General features: G+C 42.1%; 27 protein-coding genes. 24 read left to right on the forward strand and 3 right to left on the reverse strand.

Going from position 1 to position 25800, the window contains the following annotated elements:
* Positions 1 to 13 precede the first annotated feature (13 nt).
* The 8 genes from D3P96_RS04130 to D3P96_RS04165 all read left to right on the forward strand — a co-directional run bounded on the left by D3P96_RS04130 (position 14) and on the right by D3P96_RS04165 (position 5545).
* A complete protein-coding gene (locus tag D3P96_RS04130; RefSeq protein ID WP_124943121.1) occupies positions 14 to 538 on the forward strand; it encodes a biotin transporter BioY in 525 nt (174 codons plus the stop codon).
* A 30-nt stretch (positions 539 to 568) separates the two neighbouring features.
* Positions 569 to 1138, forward strand: a complete 570-nt coding sequence (locus D3P96_RS04135; protein WP_185696089.1) for a guanylate kinase — start codon at positions 569 to 571, stop codon at positions 1136 to 1138.
* A gap of 25 nt (positions 1139 to 1163) precedes the next feature.
* Positions 1164 to 1616 carry a hypothetical protein gene (locus D3P96_RS04140; RefSeq protein ID WP_124943123.1) on the forward strand — a complete coding sequence of 151 codons (453 nt, stop codon included), beginning with the start codon at positions 1164 to 1166 and terminating at the stop codon, positions 1614 to 1616.
* A gap of 2 nt (positions 1617 to 1618) precedes the next feature.
* Positions 1619 to 2425 (forward strand): DUF6681 family protein, encoded by an 807-nt coding sequence (locus D3P96_RS04145; RefSeq protein WP_124943124.1) that lies wholly within the window; start codon positions 1619 to 1621, stop codon positions 2423 to 2425.
* A 218-nt stretch (positions 2426 to 2643) separates the two neighbouring features.
* Complete coding sequence (locus tag D3P96_RS04150; RefSeq protein WP_124943125.1) at positions 2644 to 3378, forward strand: amino acid ABC transporter ATP-binding protein; 735 nt, start codon at positions 2644 to 2646, stop codon at positions 3376 to 3378.
* Positions 3379 to 3396: 18 nt separating this feature from the next.
* Positions 3397 to 4236 carry a transporter substrate-binding domain-containing protein gene (locus tag D3P96_RS04155; protein ID WP_124943176.1) on the forward strand — a complete coding sequence of 280 codons (840 nt, stop codon included), beginning with the start codon at positions 3397 to 3399 and terminating at the stop codon, positions 4234 to 4236.
* Entirely contained in the window at positions 4236 to 4874 is a 639-nt protein-coding gene (locus tag D3P96_RS04160; RefSeq protein ID WP_124943126.1) for an amino acid ABC transporter permease, read from the forward strand. Before D3P96_RS04155 ends, D3P96_RS04160 begins: the two co-directional genes overlap by 1 nt.
* Before the next feature lie 14 nt (positions 4875 to 4888).
* Entirely contained in the window at positions 4889 to 5545 is a 657-nt protein-coding gene (locus tag D3P96_RS04165; RefSeq protein ID WP_124943127.1) for an amino acid ABC transporter permease, read from the forward strand.
* A gap of 56 nt (positions 5546 to 5601) precedes the next feature.
* On the opposite strand, the gene D3P96_RS04170 is transcribed toward D3P96_RS04165, so the two are convergent.
* Together D3P96_RS04170 and D3P96_RS04175 are read right to left on the reverse strand one after the other, a co-directional pair.
* Entirely contained in the window at positions 5602 to 6630 is a 1029-nt protein-coding gene (locus tag D3P96_RS04170; protein WP_124943128.1) for a lactonase family protein, read from the reverse strand.
* A gap of 122 nt (positions 6631 to 6752) precedes the next feature.
* Entirely contained in the window at positions 6753 to 7379 is a 627-nt protein-coding gene (locus D3P96_RS04175; RefSeq protein WP_124943129.1) for a YczE/YyaS/YitT family protein, read from the reverse strand.
* Between the two features lie 340 nt (positions 7380 to 7719).
* Between D3P96_RS04175 and D3P96_RS04180 the strand changes: the two genes are divergently transcribed.
* The 11 genes from D3P96_RS04180 to D3P96_RS04230 all read left to right on the forward strand — a co-directional run bounded on the left by D3P96_RS04180 (position 7720) and on the right by D3P96_RS04230 (position 20511).
* Positions 7720 to 9348, forward strand: a complete 1629-nt coding sequence (locus D3P96_RS04180) for a peptide ABC transporter substrate-binding protein (protein ID WP_124943130.1) — start codon at positions 7720 to 7722, stop codon at positions 9346 to 9348.
* A 73-nt stretch (positions 9349 to 9421) separates the two neighbouring features.
* Positions 9422 to 10342 (forward strand): ABC transporter permease, encoded by a 921-nt coding sequence (locus D3P96_RS04185; protein ID WP_124943177.1) that lies wholly within the window; start codon positions 9422 to 9424, stop codon positions 10340 to 10342.
* Positions 10343 to 10355: 13 nt separating this feature from the next.
* Entirely contained in the window at positions 10356 to 11378 is a 1023-nt protein-coding gene (locus D3P96_RS04190; protein ID WP_124943131.1) for an ABC transporter permease, read from the forward strand.
* 14 nt (positions 11379 to 11392) lie between these two features.
* Positions 11393 to 12484, forward strand: coding sequence for an ABC transporter ATP-binding protein (locus tag D3P96_RS04195; protein WP_124943132.1), 1092 nt, complete (start codon positions 11393 to 11395; stop codon positions 12482 to 12484).
* 10 nt (positions 12485 to 12494) lie between these two features.
* Positions 12495 to 13445 carry an ABC transporter ATP-binding protein gene (locus D3P96_RS04200; RefSeq protein ID WP_124943133.1) on the forward strand — a complete coding sequence of 317 codons (951 nt, stop codon included), beginning with the start codon at positions 12495 to 12497 and terminating at the stop codon, positions 13443 to 13445.
* Positions 13446 to 13573: 128 nt separating this feature from the next.
* A complete protein-coding gene (locus D3P96_RS04205) occupies positions 13574 to 15622 on the forward strand; it encodes a DHH family phosphoesterase (protein ID WP_124943134.1) in 2049 nt (682 codons plus the stop codon).
* A 14-nt stretch (positions 15623 to 15636) separates the two neighbouring features.
* Positions 15637 to 16089: a 50S ribosomal protein L9 gene (gene rplI / locus D3P96_RS04210; protein ID WP_124943135.1), complete on the forward strand. Its 453-nt coding sequence runs from the start codon at positions 15637 to 15639 to the stop codon at positions 16087 to 16089.
* Between the two features lie 100 nt (positions 16090 to 16189).
* Positions 16190 to 17599 carry a replicative DNA helicase gene (dnaB, locus tag D3P96_RS04215; RefSeq protein WP_124943136.1) on the forward strand — a complete coding sequence of 470 codons (1410 nt, stop codon included), beginning with the start codon at positions 16190 to 16192 and terminating at the stop codon, positions 17597 to 17599.
* A 58-nt stretch (positions 17600 to 17657) separates the two neighbouring features.
* Complete coding sequence (locus tag D3P96_RS04220; protein WP_124943137.1) at positions 17658 to 18854, forward strand: MDR family MFS transporter; 1197 nt, start codon at positions 17658 to 17660, stop codon at positions 18852 to 18854.
* A gap of 68 nt (positions 18855 to 18922) precedes the next feature.
* A complete protein-coding gene (locus D3P96_RS04225; RefSeq protein ID WP_244919060.1) occupies positions 18923 to 19423 on the forward strand; it encodes an FUSC family protein in 501 nt (166 codons plus the stop codon).
* A gap of 131 nt (positions 19424 to 19554) precedes the next feature.
* Positions 19555 to 20511 carry a quinone oxidoreductase family protein gene (locus D3P96_RS04230; protein WP_124943138.1) on the forward strand — a complete coding sequence of 319 codons (957 nt, stop codon included), beginning with the start codon at positions 19555 to 19557 and terminating at the stop codon, positions 20509 to 20511.
* A gap of 42 nt (positions 20512 to 20553) precedes the next feature.
* On the opposite strand, the gene D3P96_RS04235 is transcribed toward D3P96_RS04230, so the two are convergent.
* Positions 20554 to 20976 (reverse strand): YbaN family protein, encoded by a 423-nt coding sequence (locus tag D3P96_RS04235; protein WP_124943139.1) that lies wholly within the window; start codon positions 20974 to 20976, stop codon positions 20554 to 20556.
* A gap of 145 nt (positions 20977 to 21121) precedes the next feature.
* Between D3P96_RS04235 and ispE the strand changes: the two genes are divergently transcribed.
* From ispE to D3P96_RS04260, 5 genes are all read left to right on the forward strand, one after another.
* Positions 21122 to 21979 carry a 4-(cytidine 5'-diphospho)-2-C-methyl-D-erythritol kinase gene (gene ispE, locus D3P96_RS04240; protein ID WP_124943140.1) on the forward strand — a complete coding sequence of 286 codons (858 nt, stop codon included), beginning with the start codon at positions 21122 to 21124 and terminating at the stop codon, positions 21977 to 21979.
* Between the two features lie 18 nt (positions 21980 to 21997).
* On the forward strand, positions 21998 to 22774 hold the full coding sequence (locus D3P96_RS04245) for an SseB family protein (protein WP_124943141.1): 777 nt from the start codon (positions 21998 to 22000) through the stop codon (positions 22772 to 22774).
* Positions 22775 to 22821: 47 nt separating this feature from the next.
* The gene (locus tag D3P96_RS04250; protein WP_124943142.1) at positions 22822 to 23838 is read left to right on the forward strand and encodes an NAD(P)/FAD-dependent oxidoreductase; all 1017 of its coding nucleotides are present in this window, start codon (positions 22822 to 22824) and stop codon (positions 23836 to 23838) included.
* An 88-nt stretch (positions 23839 to 23926) separates the two neighbouring features.
* A complete protein-coding gene (gene gpmA / locus D3P96_RS04255) occupies positions 23927 to 24643 on the forward strand; it encodes a 2,3-diphosphoglycerate-dependent phosphoglycerate mutase (RefSeq protein ID WP_124943143.1) in 717 nt (238 codons plus the stop codon).
* A 331-nt stretch (positions 24644 to 24974) separates the two neighbouring features.
* On the forward strand, positions 24975 to 25796 hold the full coding sequence (locus tag D3P96_RS04260; RefSeq protein ID WP_124943144.1) for a YveK family protein: 822 nt from the start codon (positions 24975 to 24977) through the stop codon (positions 25794 to 25796).
* Positions 25797 to 25800 lie beyond the last annotated feature (4 nt).

The following is a 25800-nucleotide window of genomic DNA, read 5'->3' on the forward strand; positions in this document are numbered from 1 at the left end:
CGGAGAAACTAACATGAAGGTTCGAGAACTTACATTAGCGGCAATGTTTGCCGCCATTATCAGTATCATTGCACCATTTTCAATTCCAATGGGCATGGTCCCAATTAGTATGCAAACATTAATTGTTCCGCTAATTGCAAGCATTACGACAACCCGGATTGCACTGCTCTCAGTAGGGGGCTATCTTGCCATCGGGTTGATGGGGCTACCCGTTTTTGCTGGTTTTCATGGTGGATTAGCAAGTTTTGTTGCGCCAACTGGGGGTTATTTATTGGCAATGCTTGTTTTCCCACTCGTGATTAGCCCGCTTATGATGCGCTATCAAACGACAACCATGTTAATCATCAGTAATACAGTTGCGGCAGTGCTCCAACTGGCCTTAGGAACGGTTTGGTTAGGTCTATCCGCACATCTATCAATGTCGGTGGCATTATCGACTGGATTTTTAGCCTTTCTTATGCCACTCGTGATTAAATTGATTTTGGTCGTACTGTTGGCTTTGGGTGTCAAACATTTGATGCATTTACCAATTGGCTAAAAGTTTGGTCAGTGAGATTGAGGAGAAATTATCTTGAAACGTAAAGTCTTTGTCGTTACAGGAAATACCGGAACCGGTAAAACGTCCGTGACGAAATACTTAAATGAATTCTATGAGATGCCTAAAGTGGTGACACATACAACACGTCAACCACGTCCCGGCGAAATGGATCAGGTTGATTATTATTTTGAATCACACGATTCATTTGAAAAGAATCACTACTTAGAACAGGTAACGTATGATGGCAATCAATATGGGTCTTCCAAAGAAGGCTTGGAACGCGCGTTTGAGAAAAATCCATTAATCACGATTGTGTTAGATACCCAGGGGGCTGCGACTTATCTTGAGGAACTCCCTGCTGATGAAGTCGTTGTGATCTATCTAACCGTTTCAAAAGAACATGATCTCTATCAACGTTTAGTGAAGCGTGGCGATGATGTTCAAAAAATTCACGAGCGATTAGCAAGTGAAGAATATGTGCGTGATACACAAATTCCAGAAAATCTAAAAGCACAAGCCCATATTGTTGAAAATGATGATTGGGACGAAACCAAAAATAAAATTGATGCCATTGTGCAGGCGTCAATTCAGAATGATTAAACATTAAGTATTGGGGGGATTTAGAATGAATTATCGAACACCGCCTTTTGTCACCCCGGTGGCATTAGTGTCGATTATTTTAGCATTAAGTGCGGGGAATGCTGTTGTTAACGTGACAACACATACACATAATGGGGGCCCAACACGCGCGCAAGTTGCTTCAAGTAAGAAGGTTAGCGAGTCACGTGAAAAGGTCAGCGAATCAAAAAAGAAAGCTAGTGAAGCATCATCTAGTGAAGTAAAAGCAACGAATGATCAGACCGATGATACGCGTACGGCAAGTTCCACAACTGCTGATGAAGCAAGTAGCGGGTCAAATTCGACGACGCCAAATGCTGCGTCAAGCAGTTCTGAGTCAGCAACAGGTTCATCGACTGAAAGTGCTTCATCGGCTAAAAGGTCGTCTGATCCAGCATCAAGTAGTGCTTCATCTGAAACCTCAGCGACCTCAGCTAGTTCTGTTCAGGGGGGTAATTAACGATGTTATCAACATTAGATTTAATTAATCACTACTTGGGCTACATTAATGTGAATGCTAAATTGAAGGGCCGTATTTATACGGTATTGGCCTTAGTTGGTGACTTATACATCCTCTATCTGGCATTCTCATACTTTAAAAATCATGCCTATCTACGAAGTGCCTTGCTTGGCGCAGCTTTCTTAGGCATTTTGTACTTTGCAATCGTCAATTTTTACTACTACTTTACAAGTAAGCGGATGAAATTTGATGTCTCACCTTATATTGCGAAAGTTTTAGGTGAACGCGAAGCGGCCGATATTGAGAGTAATGTTCCGGAGGCAAGTGTTCAGTTTGTACCCTCAAATGGTATCTATAATCATAAAGATGTCTTGCCAGCCACCGTTGAGTTGGATGATGCGACAAAGTCAGCTTTGAATGATACCGTACAAGCGTTACAGGATAATCAACTTGTTCCAGCGGATTATCAGGGTATGACCGATGAGCAACAGTTAGCGTTACTGGATCAGGGGCAGTCGAAGGTATATGCCAATGGTGAAGGGATTCCGTTGCCGTACTATCGTTTAGAGCAAGAACCAGATGGTTTGGCTGTTTACGGTGGCTTGAATGAAATGTCTGCGAAACGTTTGGGCATCGTGAAAGAAGTGGGACTCCAACCCGTAGAAGCGGCGTTGGAAAAGTACGATTTGTATATTGCAACGGCACTTTTGCGTGGCGGACCGGCTCACGTAAAGGGTCGCTCTGGGCTTACTGAAATCCAAGATCCTTATGATTTAAAGGTTGAATTGGCCTACAAGAAAAAAGATTAAAGCACAGTTAGATTAAAAAATGAATTTAAAATGAGAAAATCTGTCGTCTGGCAGATTTTTTTGTTTGACAAATTATAGTATTTGAGATTAATATGAAAGAAGTACAACAATATATGCGAGTACGTTTCCCGGTATAATCAGTATGGTTATATCGGGTTGCTTTGTAATTACTTAGCAAATTCTAAGTTAAGTAAGTTTATTTTTAGGAGGACACCCCGATGTCAATGATCGAGTTTAAGGATGTCGAAAAGTATTATGGAGATTTCCATGCTTTACACGATATTAATTTAAAAGTTGAAGCCGGTGAAACGGTTGTTTTGCTTGGACCATCAGGTTCAGGAAAGTCGACATTAATCCGAACTGTTAATGGTTTGGAATCAATTGAAGGGGGACAATTAATCGTCAATAATCAGGACTTAGCTGATCCAAAGACTGATTTAAATCGTCTTCGTAAAGATGTTGGGATGGTTTTCCAACACTTTAACTTATATGAAAATAAGACAATTCTTGAAAATATTATGTTGGCACCACGTCTAGTTTTGCATCGTGATGAAGATGAAAATAAGAAGATTGCAATGGGCTTGTTGGACCGTGTAGGTCTAGCTGATCAAGCGAACAAGTATCCTGCACAACTATCTGGTGGACAACAACAACGTATTGCGATTGCACGCTCCCTGGCCATGAAGCCAAAGGCGCTTTTGTTTGATGAGCCAACTTCAGCGCTTGACCCTGAAATGGTTAATGGGGTGTTGAAGATTATGCGTGAAATTGCGCAGGATTCATCGATGACCATGTTGGTTGTGACGCACGAAATGGGCTTTGCTAAGCAAGTGGCCGATCGGGTTATCTTTATGGCCGATGGAAAGATTCTTGAAGATTCACCAACCGCTGATTTCTTTGAGAACCCAACGGAACCACGTGCCCGCCAGTTCCTATCACAAATTGTGCATTAAGGAGGGCTAATCATGCAGATGAAGAAAGTAGCGGGGCTTACGTTAAGTGTTTTAGCGACCGGTCTGTTTGTTGGTGGCGTTTCGACGACACCGGTTCAAGCAGCAACTGATGCGCCAAAAAACGAAACGTATGACCGCATTAAAAAGACCCATAAGATGAATTGGGGGGTTAAAGGTGATACCAAGTTGATGGGGCTTACCGATATTAAGACTGGAAAATTAGAAGGTTTTGATATTGATATGGCCAAAGCCATTACGAAGCGGATTGATCCTAAGGCAAAGCCTGAACTAACGCAAATTACATCTGGAACGCGTGTTCCAATGCTTTTGAATGGAAACATCGATGCGATTATTGCAACAATGACCATTACGCCTGAACGTGAAAAGGTAGTTGATTTCTCTGAACCTTACTTCAACGCTGGACAAGCCTTGATGGTGAAAAAGAGTAGTGATGTGAAATCAATCAAAGACATGAATCACAAGGGTGCTCGTATTTTGGGTGTGCAGGGATCGAACTCAATTGAGAACGTCAAAAAATTTGCACCAAAAGCCAAGGTGGTTGCCTTACCTGATTATGCTACGGCTTTGACAGCCTTAGAATCTGGTCAAGGGGATGCCTTAACGACTGATAACAGTATCTTGTATGGTATGGCTGTTGATAACCATAATGTTAAGGTTGTTGGTGGTACCTTTACGACTGAGCCTTACGGGGTCGCGGTTGATAAGAATGATCCAAAGTTAACTAAGGCCATTAATAAGGCCATCGATGAAATGAAGGCTGATGGTTCATATGATAAGTTGGCCAAGAAATGGTTCAGCAATGTTCCAGGCATGCACTGGAAGGAGGTCACTGAGTAATGTGGACACTATTTACGAGTCACGCCGGTGAGTTCTTTACTGGTTTTGGTTGGACAATCTTATCGAGTGTGATTGCTTTGATTGGTTCAACAATTCTTGGACTAGGCTTTGCGTTGTTGCAAATTGTGCCGAACCGTTTTGCCAATATTGTGGGAAAGATTTATATCGAAGTTGTTCGTAACATTCCGCTTTTGGTTATTACGATGTTCTTCTATGTGGTGGTGGCCAAGGTCTTAAACTTAAATGGGTTCGTTTCAGGAACCATTGGATTGACACTATACACGTCAGCCTTTATTGCTGAAACGATTCGTGCCGGAATTAACTCAGTTGATTCTGGTCAATACGAAGGTGCCCGTTCAAACGGACTAACCTGGTGGCAGGCTATGCGTTATGTCGTATTGCCACAAGCCATTCGTTTAGTTATCCCACCATTGGGGAATCAATTTGTGAACTTGATTAAGAACTCATCTGTTTTGGCGTTCGTAGCTGGATTAGATTTGATGTATCAAGCGAATATGATCTCACAATTGACCTTTGATACGTTTGGACCATATATTATCGTCGCAATTTTCTATCTCATTCTAACGTTGCCTTTGAGCTACTACATGCGTTATCTTGAGAATAAAACGGACCGTTAGGAGGGGGAAGATAAATGCAAGACTTTTTACAAGCATACTCATGGATTAATATGCGCTTCCTTCTAACAGGGTTGTGGGTAACGATTGAGGTTTCTGTCGTTTCAATTATCTTTAGTTTCGTGATTGGTTCTATTTTAGGGGTCATTCGTTATATGAAGGTGAAATATCTTTCAGGAATTGTTGGTTTCATCATCGATATGATTCGTAACCTACCACTCTTGTTGATTATTTTCTTCACCTACTTTGCATTACCACGGATTGGTGTTCACTTCAATGTGACGGTATCAACAATTGTGGCGATGACGATTTTTGAATCAGCCATGTTGGCTGAAATTGTCCGTTCTGGAATTAAGGCTGTACCAAAGGGTCAATTAGAAGGGGCCCTCTCAAATGGGTTGAACTTCTACCAAGCACTTTGGTATATCCTATTACCACAAGCGTACAAGAAGATGATTCCACCGATTGTGTCACAATTCGTTTCTTTGATTAAGGATACATCATTGGCAACGATTATTATGTTGCCAGAAGTGACTTTCCGCGCACAAACAATTTATGCACAAAAGCCAATGGAAATTATCCCAATGTTCTTGATGTTGGCCATTCTATACTTCATCTTGAACTTCACAATTTCACAAATTGGAAGTTATATTGATCGTCGGATGGTTTCATAATATAAAGACACTAAAAAAGCTGATCTGTTTATAAACAGATCAGCTTTTTTCGTTATTTATTCAAAATAAACACAAACTGTTTCAGGACCATAGAATGTATCGTCCAAAAGCGTTAATGTACCATCATCTTGGCTAATCTCAAACAATGAGAGATTGTCTGAGAATTGGTGACCAACAACGATGAATTGACCAGAAGGATCAATATTGAAGTCACGTGGGAAGTGTCCTTCAGTGTGAATACGTTGGATTAATTCAAGCTTACGACCATCGTCAGTTACCTTAAAGACAGCAATTGAATCGTGGCCACGGTTTGAAACGTAAAGGGTATTAGTCTTTTCGTTAAAGCGAATAGCGGCAGCGCTATTAAATTCATGCCAATCATCTGGCTTCGTGTAGTACTTATCAACGAAGACCAAATCCCCAGTGTCCTTATATTCAAGGACAGAAACACTACAGTCTAATTCACCAACAAGGTAGACATACTTGCCGTTTGGATTAAAGACAACGTGACGAGGACCAGTACCTGGTTGTGCCTTATAAATTGAACGGGTTGAGAGGAGACCATTTGGTTCAACATCATAGATGTAAACTTGGTCAGTTCCCAAGTCACATACAATCAAACGTCCATCTGGGGTTAGGTTGGTGTAGTGAATGTGGGGTGCATCTTGGTTAGGGTGGGGACCAGTCTTATCATGGTGATAGAAAGATGTGGCTGGGCCAACACCGTTATCTTCAAGCACGGTATACGTGTTAAGTTCACCCTTATGGTAGTTAGCACCATAAATCAATTGGCGATCTTCATCAAAGGCAACGTAACAGACAGGAGCGCCAGTTTCGAGTACCTTGTTGATTAGCTTGTAAGTTCCCTTACCATCAGGACGGTAGGCGGCGATACCACCCATGCGTTCTTGATCGTATACGGCATAGATTGTGCCGTCTTTTGATTCAGCCAAATAGGTTGGATTGCTTTCCTTAGCAAGAAGCGTTAGATTTTGAAGCTTCTTGGCTTCGGTATCTAGTTCAACACGATAAATACCTTCACTATCTTTTTTGGTATAAGTACCAAGTAAGAATGGTTCAATCATTTTTTTCACCTCATTTTAAAATAAAAGAGCAAAGCCAAGACCATTTAATAATGGCTGGGCTTTGCTCACGTCATACCAATATTAAATTTAAACATTAATATTGAAAATACAGGATTTCGAAATTACTTGTTCTTGAAGAAACTTTGTGCTGGGAACTTTGGTAGAAGCTTTGTCCAAACCGCAATCAAAGAACCTGATCCAAAGGCAGCAACAATTGTTCCCAAACCAACGTGGTGCATACCAGCAAGAATGAAGGCTAGCACAACGAAAGTGATATCTTGCCAGCTACGGATAACGTTATATTGTCCGTGCAATTGCTTAGTCAAGACCGGAGCAACTGAATCGTATGGGGCAGCACCCATGTCACCTGACATGTAGATAGCCGCTCCAAGCGTAAAGAAGACGATTCCAACAACAAGAATAATCAACTTACCCCAGAATCCAGTTGAACCAAGATCGAAGCGTTGCAAGAATTCAGAAATATATTGAATGAACACACCAACAAGGGTCATGTTCATAAGGGTTCCCCAACCAATCGTTGTCTTATCATTTAAGAAGACGTAAACGAATAGAATTAAGTTCGTGCATAATTGTGTAACTCCAAGAGAAAGGTGCAAACGATCACCCAAACTCATATTGAAGGCAGTGAAAGGGTCAACCCCTAAGCCACCGACACTAAGTAGTGATGCGCCGACTCCAATAATTAAGAGTCCCATTAAAATATAACCAAACTGAAAAACCTTTTTCATAAAATACCTCCTATTTATTAATTTTTATTATAAAACAAACTATAAGCGCAAGCAATGAAACAAATTCAAAACTATTATTTTAAGCATGCAATACACTATACAATAGTAGATATTCACTCTTGACCATCGCAGTATAGAACGACAAAAAGAAATCACGATAAAACTGTTAAGTGAGCATGTTTTGAAATTAGAATGAGAGATTAGCGAAGTCAAAACGTGATTGTAAAGGCACTAAAATATAGTTAAATGAGATTTTTTTCATTGACAACCCCGAATGTTAACGGTATATTTGACGAATAGCGAAAAGTACTCTCATAAAGATATGGTTGGGGGAAGGATTATGAATAAAGGTATTAAGAAGCCGCTGGTAGTTGCGGCTGGTTTTGTATTAGCAGGGACGGTCTTGTCGCAAACGACAGCCAGTGCTGATAAGTACAAGACCATTAATTGGACGGAAACAGCACCATTAAGTACGATGGACCCATCAAAAGTAACAGCAGCAATTGACTTTGATGGTTTGACTGCTACAAATGATGGGCTCTTCCGAGCAGATAAAGAAAATGATCCACAGCCAGCATTGGCTGAATCATATACGAAGTCTGCCGACGGTTTGCATTATACATTTAAGCTTCGTCATAATCTTAAGTGGTCAAATGGTGATCCGTTGACAGCAAAAGACTTCGTTTATGGTTGGCAACGTACCAATGATCCAAAAACTGGATCACAGTACGCTTACTTGTATTCAGGGATTAAGAATGCCGATGCCATTCAAGCTGGTAAAGTAAAGGACCTTTCAAAACTAGGGGTTAAGGCTGTTGATGACCAGACCTTGCAAGTTGATTTGGAACGACCTTTACCACAATTGGTGGCGATGTTACCAATGGCACCTTTCTTCCCACAAAATGAAGCTTTCGTCAAAAAGGCGGGAAGCAATTATGGAACTGAATCTAAGTACATTCTTTCTTCAGGGCCATATGTTCAAAAGGACTGGAACGGTTCAAATGATGTCGTAACTTATGAAAAAAATCCTAAGTACTATGACAAAGATGCCGTGAAGACTAAGAAATTAGTCATCAAGACCATCGCGGATCAAAACACTGGATATAACCTTTACAAGTCAAATACGATTGATTTCACCACGTTGTCACCACAACAAGTGACTGCATCAAGTCACAACAAGGCGTACGGCACTGTGCCATCAGCAACGACTTCTTATATGGAATTGAATGAAAAGACAGTTCCAGAATTTAAGAACACAAATATTCGTCGAGCCTTCTCATACGCCATTAATCGTAAGATTTTGACAGACAAGGTTTTGACAGGTAGTGCAACACCAGCGACAACATTCTCTTCAACTAAGCTGGTTAAAGATCCTAATAACGGTGAAGACTTCTCAAAGTCAGTGACTGTTAAGGGCGCTGTAACGTACGACTTACCAAAAGCCCAAAAGCTCTTTGATGAAGGATTGAAGCAAACTGGTAAGAAGTCATTGAATGTGCAATTGCTTGTTGATGATAGTGACGCCGCCAAGCGAACTTCACAATACTTGCAAGACCAATTGCAACGTGTCAAAGGCTTGAAGGTTACAATCAAGACGGTGCCTTATAAGCAACGTTTGCAATTATCACAAACCAAGCAATTCCAAGCGGTTATTTCACTTTGGGGTGCTGATTATGCCGATCCATCAACATTCTCAGATTTGTATAAGTCCGGCGCATCATTTAACCAAGGTTCATGGAACAACAAGGAATACACAGATTTGATTGATAAAGCGAATGGACCTGATGTGAACGACCCTAAGGCACGCTTTAATGATTACAAGCAGGCTGAACACATTATGAGTAAGGAAATGGGTGTTGTCCCACTTTACTACCGTTCACAAGCTGCATTCATTCGTCCAAGCGTGAAGGGCATGGTCACACATCCATCTGGAGCACCATATGACTTCAAGTGGGCTTACAAGGAATAATACATCGTTGCTTCAATCAAATACTTTGGTTGCTGATTAATTAGGATAGAAAGGTTTGTCAGATATGTCGGGAATGGTTAAATATGTTTTAAAGCGACTAGGCATTATCTTATTAACGTTGATCATTATTATTTCAATAACGTTCTTCTTAATGAAGTTAATGCCTGGGTCACCCTTGGCAAACGCAGCGCGTTTGTCTGATACACAACGTCAAGTAATTGAATCACAATATGGGTTAGATAAACCACTGATTGTACAATATTGGAATTACCTCACGAATGCACTCCAATTTAACTTTGGAAACTCATTCCAATTCCAAGATCAACCCGTTTCAACCTTGATTGCACAACGCATCGGCCCTTCAGCACAATTAGGAATTCAAGCCCTAGTGTTTGGGATTGTCGCTGGAATTGGTCTTGGTGCCGCTGCCGCTGTTCACCGTAACACAAAGACAGACACATTTTTGTCTATCTTAGCTGTGTTGGGTGTTTCAATTCCATCATTCGTATTCGCAGCACTTTTGCAATACTATATTGGTTTGAAGTTAAACTGGTTGCCGATTGCTGGTTGGGAAGGTTTCAAGTTTACAATCTTGCCAACAATTGCCTTAGGCATGCAACCAATGGCAACTGCCGCTCGTTTCATTCGAACTGAAATGGTTGACGTTATGGGATCAGATTATATTGAATTAGCCCGTGCCAAGGGACTTTCAAGTAATGACATTGTATGGCGTCACACATTGCGTAACTCACTGATCCCTTTGGTTACATTGATTGGGCCAATGGCCGTCAACTTAATGACTGGATCAGTTGTTATCGAAAAGATTTTCGCCATTCCAGGGATTGGGGGACAATTCGTCTCATCAATTTTGACGAATGACTACCCATTAATTATGGGGACTACCATCGTTTACTCAATGATGTTGATGGTAGTGTTATTGATTACTGATATTTTGTATGGATTGATTGATCCACGAATTCGTTTAGCAAATTAGGGAGGAACGAAAAATGGCTGAATTAAATCAAGTGTCAGCAGCTGATTTCGAGTTGCTGCCTAATGACCGTAAACGTAATGATGAAACAATTGAAAAGCCATCATTGAGCTTTGCCCAAGATGCATGGCGTCGTTTGAAAAAGAATAAGGGAGCATTTGTGTCATTATGGATTATCATTGCGATTGTCCTAGGGGCTTTCCTTTCTGTGCCGTATGCCAATACAACGACCACATCTAAGCAAAATGTGATGCAACAAAACTTGCCACCACGTATTCCAGGTAATATTCCGGGTTTCCGTGGAGAACAAAAAATTGATGGTGAAAAGTTCAATGCGTACGATCGTGCGCATGTGAAGAAGGGTGAGAACCACATCTTTGGAACTGATCAATTTGGACGTGACATTTTTAAGCGTGTCCTTTATGGAACACGTATCTCACTTGAGGTTGCCCTAATTGCGGCGCTAATTGACTTGGTCTTTGGTGTCTCATATGGTCTAATTTCCGGTTGGAAGGGTGGCCGCGTCGACATGGTGATGCAACGAATTGTCGAAATTGTGTCATCAGTGCCAAACTTGGTTGTTTTTGTGTTGTTGATTTTGATTATGAAACCCGGTCTATTCTCAATTGCCTTGGGTATTTCATTAACTTCATGGACGTCAATGGCCCGACTCGTCAGAGCCGACGTGTTGTCTTTGAAAGAACAGGACTTTATCTCGGCTGCCAAGAGTTTGGGAACCTCACCCATTAAGATTGGGCTCCGCCACTTGGTGCCTAACGTTTCATCAACCATTATTGTGCAATTGATGTTTACGATTCCTTCTGCAATCTTCTTTGAAGCTTTGCTTTCATTTATTGGAATCGGAATTCCAGTGCCAATGGCATCACTTGGAACGTTACTCAATGACGGACAACAGGCCTTCCAATTCTATCCATATCAACTTGTATTCCCAGCAATCGTAATGTCTGTTTTGATGATTGCCTTTAACTTGTTGGCGGATGGATTGCGCGATGCCTTTGATCCACGAACACGTGATTAAGGAGTAGAGGGGAAATGACAGAAAATATCCTTGAAGTAAATGATTTAAAAATCAATTTCCACACTGACAACGGAGACGTTCAAGCGATTCGTGATATCTACTTTAATCTTGAAAAAGGTGAAACCTTAGCTTTAGTTGGTGAGTCTGGATCAGGTAAGTCAGTTACGACACGTGCGATTATGGGCTTGTTGGCTAAGAATGCGGAAATTGAACGCGGATCAATTCAATTTAAGGGTAAGGAATTAATTGACTTACCTGAAAATGAATTCCGATCAATTCGTGGTTCTGAAATTGCAATGATTTTCCAAGACCCAATGACATCATTGGATCCAACGATGAAAATTGGACAACAAATTGCAGAACCATTGATTAAGCACCAAGGTATGAGTAAAAAAGAAGCCTGGGATAAGGCTCTTGATATGATGAATCTTGTTGGGATTCCAAATGCGAAAGCTCATATTAACGATTACCCACACCAATTCTCAGGTGGAATGCGTCAACGTATCGTGATTGCAATTGCGTTGATTGATAATCCTGAAGTTTTGATTGCTGATGAACCAACCACTGCCTTGGATGTGACGATTCAAGCCCAAATTTTGGACTTGATGAAGAAAATCCAACGTGAATTGGGAACATCAATTATCTTTATTACCCACGATTTGGGTGTTGTCGCAGGGATGGCTGACCGTGTGGCCGTGATGTATGCTGGACAAATTGTGGAAGTTGGAACGATTGATGAAATCTACGGTTTCCCACAACATCCCTATACATGGGGCTTGCTAAACTCAATGCCAACAACGCAAACAAGTAAGGGAAGCTTGGAAGCTATTCCAGGAACACCACCTGATTTGTTGAACCCACCAGTGGGGGATGCGTTTGCCGCGCGTAATAAATACGCCTTGGCAATTGATGAGAAAAAGCAACCACCTTATTTCCAATTGTCACCAACTCACTTTGCAGCAACATGGCTATTAGATGAGCATGCGCCTGAAGTTGAGCCACCTTTGACAGTGCAACAACGTTGGGCAAAGTATAAGCAAGCTCATCCTGAAGCGGATAAAAAGCAAGCTCATCCAGTTGATGCATCTGCAATTTTGTCGAGATAGGAGTTTGATGATGGTAGAAGATCGTAAGAAACTGGTTGAAATTAAAAACCTAGACATTACCTTTAACAAAGGCCGTAAAAACCAAACTTTAGCGGTTCAAAACGCATCCTTTGATATTTATGAAGGTGAGACGTTTGGATTAGTTGGTGAATCGGGTTCTGGTAAAACCACCATTGGACGTACAATTATGAAATTGAATGCGCCAACGGCCGGAGAAGTTTGGTATGACGGAACCGATGTCACTAAGATTAAAAAGAAGGCTGATATGAAGACCTTCCATCAAGAAGTGCAAATGATTTTCCAAGACCCACAAGCATCATTAGATATGCGTATGAAGGTTAAGGATATTATTGCAGAAGGACTTGATGCCAATGGATTGGTCGATAGTGCTGATCAACGAACACAAATTGTTGATGACATGCTCGAAACTGTTGGATTAAAGAAGGAACATGCGAACCGTTATCCACATGAGTTCTCAGGTGGACAACGTCAACGTATCGGAATTGCACGTGCTTTGGCAATGTCACCACGTTTCATTGTCGCTGACGAACCAATTTCAGCGTTGGACGTTTCAATTCAAGCGCAAGTTGTGAACCTTTTGCAAAAGTTGCAAAAGGAACGTAATTTGACTTATCTGTTCATCGCGCACGACCTTTCAATGGTTAAGTATATTTCTGACCGAATTGGGGTTTTGCACTGGGGTAAGATGGTTGAAATTGGACCTGCTGATGAAGTGTATGATCATCCTTTGCATGACTATACACGTTCATTATTGAGCTCAATTCCTGAGCCAGATCCCGATGTGGAACAAAATCGTGAACCGATTGTTTATGATCCGACCCGTGAAATGGACGGACAAGATCGTACAATGGTTGAGATTGCGCCAGAACACTATGTTTGGGCAACACAAGATGAAATTCCAATGTACCAAGATCGCGCCCGCGAGTTTGGTCTTATCTAGGATTTATAAAAGACGGAAATTTATTTCTGTCTTTTTTTTTATGGGGTCAATGGTGGGTGAAGTACTTTTTTACCCGTTATTCATGGTATAATGGAAGACAATACAAAAATGAGTAGGAGAACTATTTCGTGAAACAATGGCAAAACAAAATTAAAATTCCACGGTTATTTCAGAATCGTTCGATTGGTTGGATTGTCATTCTTGTCTCGCTGATTGCGCTCTTAGGCCTGATTTTAGCGTTTAACGTCAGTTGGTTAATTGGTGTGATTTGGCTAATCTTGGTCTTAATTGCCTTGACGATTATTTTCCGAACATTGCGGGGGATCAGTGATGATACTGCACAATATTTGACGAATTTGTCTTACCGTATTAAGCGTAGTGGTGAAGAATCAGCCTTGCAAATGCCAGTAGGATTACTTCTTTATAATGAAACACATACAGTAAATTGGGTTAATCCATACTTGCAGGATTTGTTGGGATCAGAAATCATTATTGGTCATCAACTATCAGATCTTTCAGAAGCACTTGAAAAAATTGTGGATCAAGCCACGCAAGCACAGGATGAAGAACAGACGACGGATGATAACGAGACCACGAACCGTACGCGCCTTGAATGGTTAGATCGCGTATTTGAAGTCACGGTCCAAACTGATATTCAGGTCATCTACTTTTATGATGTCACGGAAAATGAATCTATTAAAAAAGAGTATGAAGATCACCGACTCTTTATTGGGTTAGTATCCGTTGATAATTATGATGAAATTACAGAAAGTATGAGTGATGCGAATGCATCGGCTCTGCGTACGTTCCTAACCCGTTCCTTGACGAATTGGATGGATGGGCATGAAATCTATACCCGCCGGATTTCCGTTGATCGCTTTATGTTGATTGGTTATGATGCGGGATTAGAGCAAGCTGAATCGGATCGTTTCAGTATTTTGGATGATGTCCGTGAAGCAACATCAGCTCAAAACATGCCACTGACGTTAAGTATTGGAATTGCCTATCATGAGGCGTCAATTAATCGTCTTGCCGAAAATGCTCAGTCAAATCTTGATTTGGCCTTAGGTCGTGGTGGGGATCAAGTTGTGGTCCGTGCGGAAGATGGCGAAGCTCGTTTCTATGGTGGTAATACCAATCCGATGGTGAAACGAACGCGTGTCCGTGCCCGTGTCATTTCGCAAGCATTAAGTGATTTAATTATCCAAGCTGATCAAGTCTTTATTATGGGCCATGCCAATCCAGATATGGATTCCTTTGGGGCGGCGCTCGGTGTACGTCGGATTGCCCAGATGCACGATAAGCCGTCTTGGGTAGTTTATGATCGTAGTCAATCAGCCCATTCCGATATTGAACGTTTGTTGGCTGATTTGTCCGAAGAACCACGTAATGAGAATGCGATTATTGAGCCGAATGATGTCTTGAGTCAAGCAACTGAGCATAGCCTGTTGATTATGGTTGACCACTCAAAACCGTCAATTACGGAATCACGTGAAGTGTATGACCGCTTGAGTGACCATGTCGTGATTATTGACCATCACCGTCGTGGTGAGGAGTTCCCATCTGAACCACAGTTGGTGTATGTCGAATCATATGCCTCATCAAGTTCAGAATTGGTTTCAGAACTCTTTGAATACCAGCCAAATAAACAAGGTCGTGGTTTGACGCGAGTTGAAGCCTCAGCCATGTTGGCGGGAATTCAAATTGATACGAAGTCATTTACGTTACGAACAGGAACGCGAACATTCGATGCAGCGAGTTATCTTCGTTCTGTCGGTGCTGACGGAACGTTGATTCAAGACTTCATGAAGGAATCAGTTGATTCATATCGTGATCGATCACGTTTAATCGAACAAGTTCAGGTTTATGATGATGTGGCCGTGGTGGTTGCAGATGATAATATCCAATATGATTCAGTCGTTGCTGCGCAAGCTGCAGATAGTTTGTTACAATTAATTGGGGTGAAACGTTCGTTTGTCATTACCCGACGTGATGATGATACCATTGCTATTTCAGCCCGTTCCGATGGAACGGAAAATGTGCAGATTGTGATGGAACAAATGGGTGGTGGTGGCCATCTAAGTAATGCGGCGACGCAGTTACATGATACGACCACCCAAGCCGCTGCGGAAATGCTCAAGCAGACGTTAACCGATTTAGCTGAAAATGAAGAATAAAAGGAGATAATACGATGAAAGTAATCTTTTTAGAAGACGTTAAAGGTCGTGGTAAAAAGGGAGACATCAAGGACGTTCCTGATGGTTACGCCAACAACTTCTTAATTAAGAATAAGAAAGCTGAACCTGCAACTAAGAAAAATGTTTCAGTGAACAATGCCAAAAAGAAGGCAGAAGAACGTGATGCCGCTGAAGAAAAGGCGGCGGCTGAAGCTTTGAAAGCTAAGCTGGAAGCTGACGACGCTGTCGTTGAAGTGAAAGCGAAGGCCGGAAGTGATGGTCGTTTGTTTGGAGCAGTTTCATCAAAGCAAGTTGTTGAAGCTGCGAATAAGCAACTTGGCATCAAGCTTGATAAGCACAAGATGGATATGAAAGAACCCATCCGTGCGCTTGGCTTCTCAAACATTAAAATCAAGTTACACAAGCAAGTTGAAGCAACTTTGCGTGTACACGTGGTTGAGCAATAACGTATTTTAGAAAAGCAACGTTAGTGATAACGTTGCTTTTTATTTTGTGTGAATCTGTTAAAATAAGGAAGACAGAACAAATTTTAAACGAGGTGGGCACATGCCAGAAAATAATCAAAATGTTGCTTTAAGTGCACCACAAGATATTAAAGCGGAACAAGCGGTGTTGGGGTCGATTTTACTTTCGACAGACCCGACCGATTTGTTAGCACAAGTGTCATCAATCTTGACGCCAGCGGACTTCTTTAGAACAGCACATCAGTTAATTTTCCGCGCCATGTTGAATCTGGATGATGAGCAACGCGCAATTGACGTCCTAACCATCACCGATGAACTTGAGAAAGAAAATCAGGTGGAAAATGTTGGTGGGATGGCCTATCTAACTGAACTGGCGACGAGTGTGCCGGTTGCTGGAAATGCCATGTACTATGCGCGCATCGTTAAGGATAAGTCGCTCCGGCGTGAATTGATTGATACTCTGCAAGAAGGAACGCAAGGTTCGTATACCGGTGCTGAAGATGTTGAAGAATTGGTGGCTGATGTCAGTGCCAAGTTGGATACGATTAATGCTGGTGAGAAAACCACAGACTTTAAAGATATTGCAGAAGTAGTTAATCGTTCATTTGAACAGATTGAAGCTAATTCTGGAACTGATGACCAGGTGACGGGACTTGCCACAGGTTATCCAGCTTTGGATAATTTAACAACGGGTTTTCATGGCGGTGAAATGATTATCGTAGCTGCGCGACCAGCCGTTGGTAAAACTGCTTTTGTTTTGAATATCGCGCAACGCGTGGCGGTGGCTGATCCGAACTTGCCGGTTGTTATTTTTTCTTTGGAAATGCCGGACACGGCGTTGGTTAATCGAATGTTAGCTGCCGAAGGAAATATCAATTCGCAACACATGCGAACGGGAACCTTGGATTCAGAAGAATGGAATAGTTTGGCAGTGGCCATGGGTTCATTATCAAAGACGAAAATCTTTATTGATGATACACCAGGAATTAAAGTGAATGAAATCCGTTCAAAGCTACGTCGACTTCAGAAAAAAGAAGGCCAAATTGGTTTGGTCATTATTGATTACCTTCAATTGATTGAGGGTAGCGGTTCGGAAGGACGTCAGCAAGAAGTTTCAGCAATTTCACGTTCGATTAAGAAGATGGCGATGGAGTTGGATACACCAGTGATTGCGCTATCGCAGTTGTCACGTAGTGTGGAACAGCGTCAAGATAAGCGTCCGATGCTTTCGGATATTCGTGAATCTGGATCAATCGAGCAGGATGCGGACATCGTGGCCTTTTTGTATCGTGATGATTATTACCGCGACAATGAGGATGATGATAGTCCACAAGATCCACGTGAAGAAGAAGAACAAGATGTGGGTGAGATTGAAGTCATTATTGAAAAGAACCGTTCTGGAGCACGTGGAACGGCTCACCTATTATTTGTGAAATCCTATAATAAATTCTCAAATATTGAGTATCGGGATGATGGTAATGGCTTTGGATAAGTAAATGAATCAGTCAATCAATCGGTTGACTGATTCTTTCGTTGTAAGGGGGAAAGGAATGTTGCAAAAAAAGGGGATGACGCTGAAATGGTTACTATTAGCGTCTTTAATTAATAACTTCGCGTTTGGCTTTATTTGGCCAGTCACAACGGTGTATTTAAATGGACCATTACACCAATCCTTGGTGGTAGTCGGTTGGGTGATGCTATTGGTTGCGTCCGGGCAAGCCTTTGGATCCATTATCAGTGGCCGGCTGTTTGATCGTTTTGCGCCCTATAAGTTGATTTTAATGGGAACTTTGGGGATGATTTGTATTCAAGTTCTCTTGATTTTCTTCCACGGGTGGCCATTTTATGCAGTGAATTTAGTTGTCGCAGCTCTGCTCAATGGGTGGATTATGGCGATTATTAATGCGTATGGCACATTGGTTAAAGAGCATGATGGCCGGTTCGTTTTTAATATGTTGTACTTTACGAATAATTTTGGTATGGTTTTTGCAACAGCCTTATTAGGTCTTATTTATCCCTTTGGGATTGTTTGGCTCTTTATCTTGTCGCTCGGCTTGTACTTTGTCCTATTAGGGATTGTCCGGCATGCGTTTAATATTGAGATTACGGTTGATGAAACCAAGCAACAAACGGTAACGCCAAAGCTACCACGTTGGAATTTAAAATTGGTCTATGGCGTGATTATTGGTCTGATCGTGCTTTGGATTGCCTATGCACAGTGGCAGGGAAACCTATCTGTGTATATGACAACGGACCTACATTTGCCACTTTGGCAGTATTCGCTACTTTGGACCATTAATGGCCTTTTGATTGCAATGATCCAAGTAGGCTTAAACGCTTTCCATTTGGTGACGAGCCCCAAGGCCATGTGGGTGCAAATATTTGGTGGGATCTTTATGTTCGGGTTGGCCTTTTTGATTTTACCATTCGCCCACGACTTTACCGGGTTTGCGATTGCCATGGTCATTACAACGTTTGGGGAAGTTACGGCATTTCCAATGATTCCAGCCCTTGTGAATGAATTGACACCAGCGGCCTTAAAGGGACGCTACCAAGGCTTGGTTGCTGCAGCACCATCAGTGGGACGTGCAATTGGACCATTAGTTGGTGGGATGGTGATTGAGCGTGATGGTTATGCCGCATTATTCAACGGGGGAGCTTTATTAGTCTTTATTACTTTTGCCGTGTTGGCCCTCTTGATGTTGAAGGGGTACCGGCATACGCAACAATTTACTGAAGGAGATTAGCAGTGATGCAAATGCACCATTTAAAATTTAGATTTGGCTTAAGAACCTTAAAAACCGGGATTTCTGTGATGGTCTTAATTATTATTTTTTTGGTGTTCCATCGTGGAAACCCGATGATTGCATGTTTGTCAGCTGTTTTTTCCTTGCGTAATGATTTTGAGACAACGATTCAATTTGGTGAATCACGAGTGATTGCCAATGCGATTGGTGGAACCTTTGCCATGATGTATTCATTGGCGTTAATGCAGTTTCACCATGCTGACTGGGTTCAAGTGATTATCCTGCCCATTTTATTGATGATGGTCATCGCCGTAAATGATGGCATTAATAATAATCGTGGGATCATCGGTGCATCAGCCGCCTTTTTGATGATTTGTTTCACAATTCCAAGTGATGGGGATTACCTTTATGCCGTAGCCCGTGTGATTGACACCTTCATCGGAACAGCTGTAGCCATTGTCATGAATATCGGGGTGCATCCCATTAAGTTTGATGAGCCACTTAAAAAAGATGTTCAGAAAATGCATGAACATATTATTGAAGAAGTTGAACATAAATCACATCATTAAACAAAACGCAGTCTTTTCAGCACACTGAAGAGATTGCGTTTTTTATATGTACTTTTGGGCTGTATGTGTATCTAAAATATGTTACATTGGGACCATTCAAGTTATCACAAACAGAAATCAGGTATATCAATATGAAAGCAATTCAAATTAAAGTTGCCGGTGGGGATCCAGTCGTTGCTGAAATTCCAGTACCAACTGAAGTCGCTGCTGACCAAGTTCGAGTCCATGTGCAAGCCTCAGCGTTGTCTAATTTAGCCAAACGCGTTGCAACTGGGGCGCATTATTCCGCGGATGATGTTTATCCTAAAACGGTGGGCCTTGATGGGGTTGGTACGTTGGATGATGGCACTTACGTTTACTTTGATCACCCATTAGATGGGGCGTTAGCGGAAGAAGTGATTGTGCCAATTGATCATGTGATGGAAATTCCAACACGGCTAGATCCAGTTACCGCAGCAGCATTACCCAATCCAGGGATGAGTTCATACGCAGCTCTCATCTATCGCGCGCAGTTACGACCTGGGGAAACCGTCCTTATTAACGGGGCAACTGGCGTGGCGGGACAACTAGCGGTGAAGATGGCTTACGCGTTAGGGGCCAAGAAAGTGATTGCGACTGGACGCCGGGCTGAGGCATTAAACGCTACTGGAGCGGATGTCACGATTGCATCAAACCAGTTAGACTTGACGAATCCTGAAAGCCGCGCCGCTTATGGGGCAAGCTTAGCCACGGTTGCCGGTAAGGTTGATGTTGTTTTGGATTACCTGTATGGTCCTAGCGCTGAAGTACTCTTAACAACCTTGGCACAGACGACGGCAGGTAGCCATCCAGTCCGATATGTCGAAGTTGGTGCTATGGCGGGGGCAACGTTGACCTTACCAGCTAGTCTGCTGCGGTCATCAAAGCTAAGTTTAATGGGGTCAGGTTTGCAGGCAGTTGATGCAGCTGATTTGCAAGATGCAGTTGCAAACACGTATCAATTAGCGGGGCAATATGGTTGGCAAGTACCAACGCGTGCCTTTTCATTTGATGAGATTGCTACGGCTTGGACGGCGCCCAATAACCCACGGGCCGTGATTACTTTTTAAATTAAAAAACGTCATCCAGCAATTGCTGTGATGACGTTTTATTTATTCGGATTCAACTGTTTCTTCCAGCTGCGGCGCTGCTTGGTGGCCCTTAAACCATGACTTGAACCAATAGCCGCGATAAAAGGCTTCCATTGAAATGATTTGTGCGGCTGAACAACCGATTAGTGTAAGCTGTAACCATAATTTACCGACAGTAAAAAACGGAATTGCCATAAATCCGGCTGACATGGCATAAATAGCCAAGCGTTGCTTTTGGCTTAGTTTACGTTGGTAGACCCCTTCTTCGACATAGCGTTGGTAATACTTGTTTTGAATTAACCAAGCATGCAAGCGGGGTGATGAACGCGCCCAACAAAAGGCCGCAAAGAAATAAAAACCAGTAGTGGGTAAACCAGGGATCCAAATGGCGACCGTTCCAATTGAGAACAGGATGAGGCCGAGGAGAATGTATAAGTAGCGCATAAGATAATATCCTTTACAAAGTGTGCTGGGAATAATTGCTGGCATCATTATAACAAGAATTTATGGGAACGCCTATGGATTCCCCTATTTTGTTTTAGATTTGTTATAATGTTGATAACAGAAAAACATAGAGGGGGCGACGGTGATGGAAATTTTGGAACGTGCATATGCCAAACTCAATCTCAGCTTGGATACCCCTTACCTGCATCGAGATGGGCAACAAGAATGGGATATGTTTATGGTGCCGATTGATTTGGCGGATTCCGTGACCATTCGAACAACTGATGAGCATCATGACATTCATGTTGACTCAACGAGTGGCGTCTTGCCTTTGAATGAGAAAAATTTGGCCTATCAAGCTGCAAGTTTGATGCGCGAACGCGCTGGTCGCCAAGATGGGATTGATATCTACATCGATAAAAAAATCCCGGTAGCGGCTGGCCTGGGTGGTGGCTCGTCGGATGCTGCAGCTGTCATTCGTGGATTGAACCGGATTTGGGAGCTGGGGCTTTCTGAAACCGAATTAGCACGTATTGGTTTACAAATCGATGCGGATGTACCGTTTTGTGTCTATAGTCGTCCGGCCCGTGTGACGGGACGCGGAGAAATTGTCACCCCAATCCAAACCAAGTTTCCGCCATTATGGTTGGTGGTTTCAAAACCAGCCATCAGTGTTTCAACACCAAAGATACTACGGCAGATTGATTATGATAAACTAGAACATGGCGATATGCCCGCACTAATGGATGCCCTTGAACAAGGGGATTTAGCGCAAGTTTGTGCGCAAATGTTTAATGTCTTGGAACCAGTCACAGCTGGCCGCTATCCAGAGATCATTAAGTTGCGTGAAAAGATGCAAAAGTTTGGTGCTGATGCCGTTCAAATGTCTGGTTCGGGGCCAACCGTTTTTGCCTTATCAAACAAGGAATCACGTGCTAAGCGAATCTATAATGCTGTCCGCGGGTTTGTGCAAGAAACGTATATTGTCCATATTATTCAGTAGAAAAAAAGGAGATTTATAATGATTAAAACAGGAATTAAGAATGAAGCGTTGATGGATGCTTTGCATGCCATGCGTGATGATCAAAACGAAACAACAGAAAACAATTACACACAAGCCCTTTTGCAAGCGCAATTGATTGCGCCAGTTAGCTTTACACAAGCACCAGTCGAACAAGCTGATGGCTCAATTGTGTTGCCTGAAGGGTCAGAAGTTCGCTTTGTGACTTTTGCGGATGAAAACGAAAACATGATTTTCCCCGTATTTTCAGACGATGCACAAGCTGACTTGGGCGACTGGGATGTTGAAGATACAGTTTACCCATACCCAATGACTATTGAACAATATTTGCCAATGGTTTTCGATGAAGAAGTCCCAAACATGGGTGGCTTGGTTTTGAACCCATTCTCAGAAGATGGCATGCCAATCACAATGGATAACTTGGCTTTCCTAGCTAACGTTCTGGAAGCCGTTCACGGGGATGAGGAAGTTCAAGTAAGTGCCGCTGATGATATCGTACCTGGTCCACTAAAGTATGATTTGGTGGCTTTGGCTGACGATCACAGTGATGTGATTAAGCACCTTTACTTGCTTCGTTTGACGCAAGGTGAAGCCGGTAGCTACCTAGTTGTGATTGATGGACCTGATCGTGAAGCTGCTTTGGCTTTGGGTTCAGATTTTGAAAAGGTCTTCAATGCCGATGCTGGTGATGAAGGTTCAGAATTCAACTTAATCATGAGTGATGATTTTGGTGCAGACCTTTCAGAATTCACACCAATTTACGATAGCGAAATTTAATATGAGACCACTCTAGTGATAGGGTGGTTTTTTAATAAGGGGGGGCTATGAAAAAAACACAAGTTGCAATTATTGGTGCTGGTCCAGTGGGACTCTTTACGGCATTTTATGCTCGTTTACGTGGACTGGATGTCACGTTGATTGATAGTTTGGAGAATGTCGGTGGGCAAGTCAATCATTTATATCCGCAAAAGGATATTTTGGATGTACCTGGGTATGTGAAAATTGAGGGGCAAGCGCTTATTGACCAATTGGCGGCGCAAACGGATCAATTACATCCCAACTATCTGTTGCAGACGACGGTTGAAGACGTCGCGTATGATGCAGAAAAGCAGGTTTTCATGCTCCAAACAAACACCGAGTCAGTGCAAGCGAATCGCGTTATTTTAGCGATAGGGCATGGTGCTTTTGAACCAAAGCGATTACCGGATGGCATTGGTGCAGCTTTAGAGGGGCAAGGTGTCTATTATGTTGTTGATGACTTAGACAAATTCAAGGACCAGACCGTGCTTGTTGCAGGTGGAGGTGATGCTGCGGTTGACCAAGCCCTGGCCTTAGCTAAGGTAGCCAAAAAAGTCTATTTGACCCACCGGCGTGATCGGTTTCGGGCAATGGCTTATACGTTGGATCAATTAGCTGAATCACCGATTGAGCGAGTGACGCCGTATAACATTACGGATATTCGTAAAGATGCTGAGCTGGGGCTTGAGGTTACGCTCACAACCGCGGCTTCGGAAACGCCAAAGGAGTTGAACGTTGACGCCGTGGTCATTAACTATGGATTTAAATCGGATAGTCAGTTGTATGAACAATGGTCATGTCAACCTACGGTGGCCCGGCAACGGTGTGTCGTCGAACCGACCATGCAATCTTCCGTACCGGGTTTGTACGCTGTTGGGGATATTGCAGGTTATGCAAATAAAACGGATTTAATTGCGACTGGGTTTGGTGAAGGAACGATTGCCGTTAATGGTATTTTACAAGATTTGGAACCAGCATTAGCTGGACCATTGCATTCGTCTGGGTATGTGATTCAAGATGGACAGGTTGACCCATTGCAATAAAACGCGAAAAATTCTGAGACAGGAATGCGTAATTGTGAAATATTTGGTATACTAAAAAGGTAGAAAAAAATATAAAAGAGGTATCGTAATGTCAAAATTAGTTATGGTTCGTCACGGACAAAGTGAATGGAACGCAAAGAACTTGTTTAATGGTTGGATTGATACAAAGTTGAGCCCAGTCGGAATTCAACAAGCCCGTGATGCGGGAAACTTGTTGGCTGAAACAGGGATTGAATTTGATCAAGCCTACACGTCAGTTTTGACACGTGCCATCCAAACTTTGCACTTGGTTTTGGAAGAAGATGGACAACTTTGGATTCCTGAAGAAAAGTCATGGCGCTTGAACGAGCGTAACTATGGTGCTTTGCAAGGGTTGAACAAGGCTGACGCCGCTGAAAAGTGGGGCGACGATCAAGTTCACCAATGGCGTCGTTCATATGACGTTTTGCCACCAATGTTGGATGACTACGAAGAAACAGTTACGGTTGAAGGTGAGACATATGCTTCATTTGACCGCCGTTATGCAGATGTACCAAAGGACGAATTGCCACTAGGTGAAAACCTAAAGGTTACTTTGGAACGTGTTATGCCTTACTGGAATGAAAAGATTTCAAAGGATTTGAAGGCTGGTAAGAACGTTATTATCGCCGCCCATGGTAACTCATTGCGTGCCTTGGCTAAGCATATTGAAAAGATCTCAGATGACGATATTACAGGTCTTGAAATTGCCAACGGACAACCAATCATCTATGATTTGGATGATAACTTGGATGTTGTTTCAAAGACAGTTTTGTCAGGTGAATAATCAAGAATGCATAAAAAGTGGTTTAGTTTAATATGAGCCATACCCAATAGTCGGGAAGATTTCGAGAAGTTCGGAGCCTTTCAGGCTATTTTTTTGGTTCAGATAAGCAGAAGTTCTGATGTTACGTAAATGGCGTAATTATATGAAGGAATTTTGGTTAGAAGCGAAGAGGCCATGTGTCTATGCGTTGATAATGAAACTAGTATTTTAAGGTTTAAGTCGCTAAAAGATATAAATAGTGTATAATAACAAAAGAGAATATTGTGCGTTCGATAATTGATATGTCAGCGTTTTTTATTTTAAATCACATTTAGGGAGTAAAAGTATTTCTATGGATAATGTAATTGATTTAAGCCATCTTTGGCAGGTAGTCCGCCGGAATTTGAGCTTGATTTTAGCGATGGGAGTTATCTTTGCGGCGATTGGGTTTACCGTTTCTAAGTTTTTGATTCATCCAGAATATAGTTCTTCAACAGCGGTCTTGGTTAACCGTAAGCAAGATGACAATAATTCAGGAATGCAATTTCAAAATCAACAAGCGGATGTGCAATTAATTAGTACATATAAAGATATTATTAAGCGACCAGTTATTTTGAACCAAGTGGCCGACAACTTAACGGAAAAGCACACTGAAAAGAAAGCCGATGGTACTAAGAAAGAAGTGCCAGCTAAGTATACAAAGTCTGAAGTTAACGCAGATAACTTAGCTAATATGATTTCAATTTCCAATCAACAAAACTCACAAGTCTTTTCTGTAAACGTTAAGACCGGTGATCCGGATCTTTCTAAGGATATTGCCAATGAAGTGGCTAAGGTTTTCCAAAAGAAGGTTGGATTAATCATGAGTAGTGCTTCGGATGTATCAATTGTCTCAAAGGCAACAGCAAATCCAAAGCCAGTTTCACCAAAGGTACCATTGATTACGTTGATCAGCTTCGTAGTAGGTCTTATCGTTGGATTGGCATGGGCATGGATCCGTGACTTAACAGATCGTACAGTTAAGACCATTAGTTTCTTGACAGACGACCTTGGATTAACAAATCTTGGTGTGGTCGGTTATATTGGGAAGATGCGTTCAATTGATGAAACCATTAGTCGTCAAAATAATGGTAAGACATCAGGGCAACGTTCTGAACGTAATCGTCGAATTTAAGGGA

The sequence above is a fragment of the Weissella viridescens genome (genome assembly GCF_003862435.1).
In the GTDB taxonomy this organism is placed as follows: domain Bacteria; phylum Bacillota; class Bacilli; order Lactobacillales; family Lactobacillaceae; genus Weissella; species Weissella viridescens_A.

What these genes read in the sequence shown, in the direction of transcription:
- D3P96_RS04130 (WP_124943121.1), top strand. Translation starts at nt 14, where the DNA reads ATGAAGGTTCGAGAACTTACATTAGCGGCAATGTTTGCCGCCATTATC.
- D3P96_RS04140 (WP_124943123.1), top strand. Translation starts at nt 1,164, where the DNA reads ATGAATTATCGAACACCGCCTTTTGTCACCCCGGTGGCATTAGTGTCG.
- D3P96_RS04145 (WP_124943124.1), top strand. Translation starts at nt 1,619, where the DNA reads ATGTTATCAACATTAGATTTAATTAATCACTACTTGGGCTACATTAAT.
- D3P96_RS04150 (WP_124943125.1), top strand. Translation starts at nt 2,644, where the DNA reads ATGTCAATGATCGAGTTTAAGGATGTCGAAAAGTATTATGGAGATTTC.
- D3P96_RS04155 (WP_124943176.1), top strand. Translation starts at nt 3,397, where the DNA reads ATGAAGAAAGTAGCGGGGCTTACGTTAAGTGTTTTAGCGACCGGTCTG.
- D3P96_RS04160 (WP_124943126.1), top strand. Translation starts at nt 4,236, where the DNA reads ATGTGGACACTATTTACGAGTCACGCCGGTGAGTTCTTTACTGGTTTT.
- D3P96_RS04165 (WP_124943127.1), top strand. Translation starts at nt 4,889, where the DNA reads ATGCAAGACTTTTTACAAGCATACTCATGGATTAATATGCGCTTCCTT.
- D3P96_RS04170 (WP_124943128.1), bottom strand. Translation starts at nt 6,630, where the DNA reads ATGATTGAACCATTCTTACTTGGTACTTATACCAAAAAAGATAGTGAA.
- D3P96_RS04175 (WP_124943129.1), bottom strand. Translation starts at nt 7,379, where the DNA reads ATGAAAAAGGTTTTTCAGTTTGGTTATATTTTAATGGGACTCTTAATT.
- D3P96_RS04180 (WP_124943130.1), top strand. Translation starts at nt 7,720, where the DNA reads ATGAATAAAGGTATTAAGAAGCCGCTGGTAGTTGCGGCTGGTTTTGTA.
- D3P96_RS04185 (WP_124943177.1), top strand. Translation starts at nt 9,422, where the DNA reads ATGGTTAAATATGTTTTAAAGCGACTAGGCATTATCTTATTAACGTTG.
- D3P96_RS04190 (WP_124943131.1), top strand. Translation starts at nt 10,356, where the DNA reads ATGGCTGAATTAAATCAAGTGTCAGCAGCTGATTTCGAGTTGCTGCCT.
- D3P96_RS04195 (WP_124943132.1), top strand. Translation starts at nt 11,393, where the DNA reads ATGACAGAAAATATCCTTGAAGTAAATGATTTAAAAATCAATTTCCAC.
- D3P96_RS04200 (WP_124943133.1), top strand. Translation starts at nt 12,495, where the DNA reads ATGGTAGAAGATCGTAAGAAACTGGTTGAAATTAAAAACCTAGACATT.
- rplI (WP_124943135.1), top strand. Translation starts at nt 15,637, where the DNA reads ATGAAAGTAATCTTTTTAGAAGACGTTAAAGGTCGTGGTAAAAAGGGA.
- dnaB (WP_124943136.1), top strand. Translation starts at nt 16,190, where the DNA reads ATGCCAGAAAATAATCAAAATGTTGCTTTAAGTGCACCACAAGATATT.
- D3P96_RS04220 (WP_124943137.1), top strand. Translation starts at nt 17,658, where the DNA reads ATGTTGCAAAAAAAGGGGATGACGCTGAAATGGTTACTATTAGCGTCT.
- D3P96_RS04225 (WP_244919060.1), top strand. Translation starts at nt 18,923, where the DNA reads ATGGTCTTAATTATTATTTTTTTGGTGTTCCATCGTGGAAACCCGATG.
- D3P96_RS04230 (WP_124943138.1), top strand. Translation starts at nt 19,555, where the DNA reads ATGAAAGCAATTCAAATTAAAGTTGCCGGTGGGGATCCAGTCGTTGCT.
- D3P96_RS04235 (WP_124943139.1), bottom strand. Translation starts at nt 20,976, where the DNA reads ATGCGCTACTTATACATTCTCCTCGGCCTCATCCTGTTCTCAATTGGA.
- ispE (WP_124943140.1), top strand. Translation starts at nt 21,122, where the DNA reads ATGGAAATTTTGGAACGTGCATATGCCAAACTCAATCTCAGCTTGGAT.
- D3P96_RS04245 (WP_124943141.1), top strand. Translation starts at nt 21,998, where the DNA reads ATGATTAAAACAGGAATTAAGAATGAAGCGTTGATGGATGCTTTGCAT.
- D3P96_RS04250 (WP_124943142.1), top strand. Translation starts at nt 22,822, where the DNA reads ATGAAAAAAACACAAGTTGCAATTATTGGTGCTGGTCCAGTGGGACTC.
- gpmA (WP_124943143.1), top strand. Translation starts at nt 23,927, where the DNA reads ATGTCAAAATTAGTTATGGTTCGTCACGGACAAAGTGAATGGAACGCA.
- D3P96_RS04260 (WP_124943144.1), top strand. Translation starts at nt 24,975, where the DNA reads ATGGATAATGTAATTGATTTAAGCCATCTTTGGCAGGTAGTCCGCCGG.